The organism is Amycolatopsis sp. NPDC051071 (assembly GCF_040682875.1).
GTDB lineage: Bacteria > Actinomycetota > Actinomycetes > Mycobacteriales > Pseudonocardiaceae > Amycolatopsis.
This window is the reverse complement of record NZ_JBFBBY010000279.1, coordinates 1-5,980: the sequence shown is the minus strand read 5'-3', so window position 1 is coordinate 5,980 and position 5,980 is coordinate 1. Positions and strand designations below refer to the sequence as shown.

7 protein-coding genes are annotated in these 5,980 nt (G+C 68.3%); 1 reads left to right on the top strand and 6 read right to left on the bottom strand.

Annotation, left to right across the window (positions count from 1 at the left end):
- Positions 1–166 precede the first annotated feature (166 nt).
- From AB0M65_RS39875 to AB0M65_RS39850, 6 genes are all read right to left on the bottom strand, one after another.
- A complete protein-coding gene (locus AB0M65_RS39875) occupies positions 167–967 on the bottom strand; it encodes a serine protease (RefSeq protein WP_364040516.1) in 801 nt (266 codons plus the stop codon).
- A gap of 9 nt (positions 968–976) precedes the next feature.
- A complete protein-coding gene (gene glpX, locus AB0M65_RS39870) occupies positions 977–2,047 on the bottom strand; it encodes a class II fructose-bisphosphatase (protein WP_364040513.1) in 1,071 nt (356 codons plus the stop codon).
- Between the two features lie 84 nt (positions 2,048–2,131).
- Positions 2,132–2,353 (bottom strand): exodeoxyribonuclease VII small subunit, encoded by a 222-nt coding sequence (locus AB0M65_RS39865; protein ID WP_364040510.1) that lies wholly within the window; start codon positions 2,351–2,353, stop codon positions 2,132–2,134.
- The gene (locus AB0M65_RS39860; RefSeq protein WP_364040507.1) at positions 2,350–2,751 is read right to left on the bottom strand and encodes a hypothetical protein; all 402 of its coding nucleotides are present in this window, start codon (positions 2,749–2,751) and stop codon (positions 2,350–2,352) included. Before AB0M65_RS39860 ends, AB0M65_RS39865 begins: the two co-directional genes overlap by 4 nt.
- Entirely contained in the window at positions 2,752–4,011 is a 1,260-nt protein-coding gene (gene xseA / locus AB0M65_RS39855; RefSeq protein ID WP_364040504.1) for an exodeoxyribonuclease VII large subunit, read from the bottom strand.
- Positions 4,008–4,679, bottom strand: a complete 672-nt coding sequence (locus AB0M65_RS39850) for a lipid droplet-associated protein (RefSeq protein ID WP_364040501.1) — start codon at positions 4,677–4,679, stop codon at positions 4,008–4,010. Before AB0M65_RS39850 ends, xseA begins: the two co-directional genes overlap by 4 nt.
- Before the next feature lie 151 nt (positions 4,680–4,830).
- Between AB0M65_RS39850 and AB0M65_RS39845 the strand changes: the two genes are divergently transcribed.
- Positions 4,831–5,844 carry a 4-hydroxy-3-methylbut-2-enyl diphosphate reductase gene (locus tag AB0M65_RS39845; protein WP_364040498.1) on the top strand — a complete coding sequence of 338 codons (1,014 nt, stop codon included), beginning with the start codon at positions 4,831–4,833 and terminating at the stop codon, positions 5,842–5,844.
- Positions 5,845–5,980 lie beyond the last annotated feature (136 nt).

Genomic DNA, 5,980 nt, shown 5'->3' with positions numbered 1-5,980 from the left:
CAAAACACTGGACTGGCTTACACCCCAAGAAAAACTCAACCTGCTACTGTCCTAAATAGAGCATGTTGCGACGACCGCATGAATCCGCCGACCCCATAGGACACTTTTTGTCCTATGGGGACCCCTCATGACACTTCGAGGCTCTCTCAGGCAGGCGGAGCGGACGTCACGCAGGCGGAGCGGGCGTAGACGGCGGAGCGGGCGCAGCCGCAGGCGTGATCTTCTCCGCGATCCACTGCGCGTAAGCCACCACGGAAGTAGCGATCGAAGGCGACGTCGCGCAGACCGGGTCGGCGTTACCCGGACGGCTGATCGTGCCCAGCAGCACCCACTTTTCGTCCACCTTGGCGATCTCCGGTCCGCCGGAATCGCCGTAGCACGAACCCGAATTCCCGCCGGGGTTGTCAGTACACAACTCGACGGCGCCGTCGAACTTCGCCGTGCAGCGCACACCTTCGACGATCCGCGTGTCCAGTTGCTGAAGTTTCGCGGTGCCCTTGTCGCAGCCCGAAGTGGGGCACGTCTGGCCCCAGCCGAGCATCCGCGTCGGGGTCCCGGGAGCCACGACGGCGCCGATCGTGATCGGGGCCGTCTTCACCGGAGCGGCCAGCCGCACCAGCGCGAGATCGCCGCCCGCGTGATCGGGCACCGGGTTGTAGGCCGGGTTGACGACGATCTCGGCGAGGTTCGCGATTTCGCCGCCCTGGGTGTTGTCGTTGCTGCCGATCCGCGCGCTCAGGTTCGCCGGCTTCTTGCCGTCGACGCAATGTCCCGCCGTCACCAGCCAGTCCGCCGCGATCAGCGAACCGGCGCAGAAAGCCTTACCGGAGGCCGAATGCAACGACACGACGAACGGATACGCCTCGTCGGCCTCTCTGCCGCCGATGAGGTCGCCCGCACCCGTGGCCTGCCCGACCGGCGTCAAGGCCATCGCCGCCAGCAGGACCACGAGTACGCGCTTCAGCACGGATTCTCCTTAGGGGAGCGGGGGAACTACGTCGTCTTCCAGTGAATCGTCGAGGTGGCCGTCGAAGTTGATGGACGAGTACGAGCGGAGTTTGGTCAGCCGGTGGTAGCCGTCGATCATCCGGACGGTGCCGGACTTCGACCGCATCACGATCGACTGGGTCGTCGCGCCACCCGCGCGGTAGTGCACGCCGCGCAGCAGGTCGCCGTCGGTGACGCCGGTGGCGCAGAAGAACACGTTGTCGCCGCGGACAAGGTCGTCGTTGCCGAGCACGCGGTCGAGGTCGTGGCCCGCGGCCAGCGCCTTCTCGCGCTCCGCGTCGTCCTTCGGCCACAGGCGGCCCTGCAGTTCGCCGCCGAGACACTTCATCGCGCAGGCCGCGATGATGCCTTCGGGGGTGCCGCCGATACCGAGCAGCATGTCGACGCCGGTGCTCGGCCTGGCCGCCGCGATCGCGCCGGCGACGTCGCCGTCGGAGATGAACCGGATCCGGGCGCCCGCCTCGCGGACCTCCTTGATCAGCTGCTCGTGACGCGGCCTGTCGAGGATGCACACGGTGACGTCGGAGACGCTGGAGTTCTTGGCCTTCGCGACCCGGCGGATGTTCTCCGCGACCGGGGCGGCCAGATCGACCTTGCCCGCGGCGTCCGGGCCGACGGCGAGCTTCTCCATGTAGAACACCGCGGACGGGTCGAACATCGCACCACGTTCGGCGACCGCGAGCACGGCCAGCGCGTTCGGCATGCCCTTGGCCATCAGGGTCGTCCCGTCGACCGGGTCGACCGCGACGTCACAGTCCGGCCCGTCGCCGTTGCCGACCTCTTCCCCGTTGAACAGCATCGGGGCTTCGTCCTTCTCGCCTTCGCCGATGACGACGACACCACGCATCGAGACGGTCGAGACCAGCTGGCGCATCGCGTCGACGGCGGCGCCGTCACCGCCGATCTTGTCCCCGCGCCCCACCCAGCGGCCCGCGGCCATCGCGGCGGCCTCGGTCACACGGACCAGTTCCATCGCGAGGTTGCGATCGGGCGCTTCACGGCGTCGAGAAGAGCTGGCGGACGGGGTGGGGGTGGGCATGAGGCCTCCCGGGTCAGGAACTCGGCGGGGTCCCAGTCTCTCAGATACCCGCGGCTGTTCGGTCGCTCAGGAGCATGGTGAACGTCACTGACCGTTGCTGCTCTCGTCCTCAACGGAGGACAGCGCGGCCTCGATCCGCTCGCGGGCGCCTTCGAGATGGTGTTCGCAGACCTTGGCCAGCTGCTCGCCCTTTTCCCAGAGAGCGAGCGACTGCTCCAGGGAAAGCCCGCCCGCTTCGAGCTCGCGGACGACCTCGACGAGCTTGTCGCGGGCCTGTTCGTAGCCGAGTTCGGCGGTCTCGCTCACGCTGTGCTTCCTTTTACCGGACGTCGGTGCTTGCCGATACCCGCGCAGACTACCGCGCCGGCCATGGCGTTGTCGTAACCCACGAAGGCGAGAGCGAACTCCTGGCCGTCACCCTCCGCGATCGCCGCGACGAGGTTCTCCTGCGCCCGCGCCACCCGTTTGCGGTGCGCGGAGCCGTCCGCGAACCACCATCGGGTGCCGACGTGCTCGGCCGTCGCCTCGGACAGTTTCCGCAGCTGGGCGTCGAGACCCCGGTTGACGCCGAACTCGCATCCCGCCAGCAGGACAGTCCAGCATTCGGTGGCGGCGCGGTCGGTCAGCAGCGCGTTGTGCAGCACGTTCGGCGCGGCGGCGCGCTGGGCGGCGTCGACGGTCAAAGGCAGGAAGGTCACCGTCACCTACTTCTCCGCCTCTCCCGAGACGACGGCGCCGAACGCGCCGTCGACCACGCGGACGCGCAGGTTCGCGCCGTCCGCGACTTGGGAGACGGACCGGAGTACCTGGAGGTTGCCTTCGGCGTCGGTGTACTGCACCACCGAGTAGCCGCGTTCGAGGGTCGCCGCCGGGCCGAGCGCGGTCAGCCGCGCTCGAGCGCTGGCGATCTCCGCCTGGTCCTTGGCCAGCAGGGTGAGCATCGCGCGGCGCCCGCGTTCGCGGTGGATCTCCACGTCGTCGGAGCGCCGCTGGATCGGGCCGAGCGGGTCGGCGAGCACGGGACGGCTGCGCAGCTGGGTCAGCAGCCTGACCTGCGTGTCCACCCAGCCGTGCAGGGCGCGGCGGCCGCGGTCGCGCATTTGGTGGACCCGCTGGGTCTCCTCGCGGACGTCGGGCACGATCCGCTTGCTGGCGTCGGTCGGCGTCGAGCAGCGGAGGTCGGCGACGTGGTCGAGCAGCGGGGTGTCCGGCTCGTGCCCGATGGCGCTGACCACCGGGGTACCGGCAGCGGACACCGCACGGCACAGCGCCTCGTCGGAGAACGGCAGCAGATCTTCCACGCTGCCACCGCCGCGTGCGATCACGATGACGTCGACGTCCGGGTCACGGTCCAGTTTGGACAGTGCGTGAAGGATTTGCGGGACGGCGAGCGAACCCTGCACGGCGGTGTTGATCACCTTGAACGCGACATGCGGCCAGCGGGCCTGCGCGTTCACCAGCACGTCGCGTTCGGCGGCCGACGCGCGGCCGGTGATCAGGCCGATTCCCTTGGGCAGGAACGGGATCTTGCGTTTCCGCTCGGGAGCGAACAGGCCCTCGGCGGCCAGCAGCCGTCGCAGCCGCTCGATCCTCGCCAACAGTTCGCCGATGCCGACCGCGCGGATCTCGTTGGCACGCAGGCTGAACGACCCGCGGTTCATGAAGAACGTCGGCTTCGCGTGCACCACGACGCTCGCGCCCTCGCGCAGTGGCGGTTCGATCGTGCGGAGCAGGCCCATCGGGCAGGTCACCGACATCGAGACGTCCGCCGACGGGTCACGCAGCGTCAGGAACGCGGTGCTGGTCCCTTGGCGGGCCGAGATCTGCGTGACCTGACCCTCCACCCAGACCACGCCGAGCCGGTTGATCCACTCGCCGACCTTGCGGGCGACCGTGCGGACCGGCCACGGGTTCTCGGCGGTGGTGGACGGGGCCGCCGGAGCGGAAGCGGGCTCGGCGCTCACTGGCCTTCCGCGCTGTCGCCGTCTGTTTCCGCCTTCTTCACGTTGCCGATCCGGCGGGCGAGCATGCCGACGAACGACGGGCGGTCGGCGTTCGCCCGTTCGTAGGTCAGCAGCTCTTCCAGTTGCGTCAGGTCGAACCGGCGCAGACGGGCCCGCAGCTGCGGGAGGGTGAGCGTGTCGTAGTCGGCCAGCCCGGCGGGACCGGAGTCGACGGGCGCACGCACGCTGTCGAACTCGCCATCGGCGTGGTCCTCGGCGAGCGCGCGCTCTTCCTCGGCCCACGGGTCTTCGGTGAGCTGTTCGAGCTCGGACAGGTCGTGCGCGTGGCCGTTCGTCTCGCCGCGCTGCGCGGGGACCTCGGTGTCCTCCCGCAGCGGGATGACGCACGAGTCGCGTTCGTAACGGCGTTCACCGAGGTCCGGCGGGAGGTCCTCGTCGAAAGTGGCCCAGCCGGGGGTGTCCTCGACGGGGCGCAGGCCGGCGAGCGCGTCGTCACCCTTGATGGCCAGTTCTGTGACGTGCTGCTGGACACGCATGGAGAACTGGAGCACCTGGCTGACCACCGTGACCGGGAGTCCGGTGAGCTGCTTGGGAAGTTCGCGAACCCGCTCGGCGGTGGTGACGGCGAGGCCCGCGGCGACCCGGAGGGGGAGCGGGAGAGGCTTCATACGTCTAGCCTGCCGTATCTCGTCCATCCTGCCCAACCGAACGGGTGGGTCGGCTCACGGGACGTGACTCCACGCACATACTTTAGAGGGGTTCGCAGGTCACCCGAACGTGAGTGCGAGGAGCCCCCGAGGCAGCCCGTACCCTGGGGTCATGAGTTCTGCGAGTCCCGGAATCACGCCCGCCGGCAGTCCGACGATCACCGAGTCCGGTGTGCCGGCAGGTGGCAAACGTGTCCTTCTCGCCAAGCCTCGCGGTTACTGCGCGGGTGTCGACCGCGCCGTCATCGCCGTCGAAAAGGCACTCGAGCTCTACGGCGCACCGGTGTACGTGCGCAAGGAGATCGTGCACAACCGGCACGTCGTGGAGACACTGCGCGACCGCGGCGTGATCTTCGTCGACGAGACCTCCGAGGTGCCCGAAGGCGAGCTGGTGGTGTTCTCCGCGCACGGCGTCTCGCCCGCGGTGCACGCCGAGGCGGCCGAGCGCAATCTGCGGACCATCGACGCGACCTGCCCCCTCGTGACGAAGGTGCACAAGGAAGTCAACCGGTTCGCGAAGGACGACTACGACATCCTGCTGATCGGTCACGAAGGCCACGAAGAGGTCGAAGGCACCGCCGGTGAAGCTCCCGACAAGGTGCAGCTCGTCGACACCGCCGAAGATGTCGACAAGGTCGAGATCCGCGACCCCTCGAAGGTCATCTGGCTTTCGCAGACCACACTTTCGGTTGACGAGACCATGGAGCGTGTCGATCAGCTGCGGGACAAGTTCCCCGGCTTGGCCGACCCGCCCAGCGACGACATCTGCTACGCCACCACGAACCGCCAGGTCGCGGTCAAGGCCATGGCCGCCGAGTGCGACCTGGTGCTGGTGGTCGGCTCGACGAACTCGTCCAACTCGAAGCGGCTGGTCGAGGTCGCGCTGAAGGCGGGGGCGCGCGCTTCGCACCTGGTCGACTTCGCGCACGAGGTCGACGAAGCGTGGCTCGAAGGCGTCGAGACCGTCGGCGTCACTAGCGGTGCTTCGGTGCCGGAGGTACTGGTCATGGACCTGCTGGCGTGGCTGGCCGAGCGTGGCTGGGGCAACGTCGACGAGGTCACCACGGCGAACGAGAAGATCGCTTTCGCGCTGCCGCACGAGCTGCGGAAGGTCGGCAAGGCCTGAGGCTCGTATACCGCGAAAAGGGCCGTCCGGGAAGTCTCCGTGTGGCCCTTTCGCTGGTCAGAGGCTTTCAAGGGAGCAAGGGACCTTTGCTATCACTCTCTTTAAGAAAGTGATAGCAAAGGTCCCTTGCTCTCTT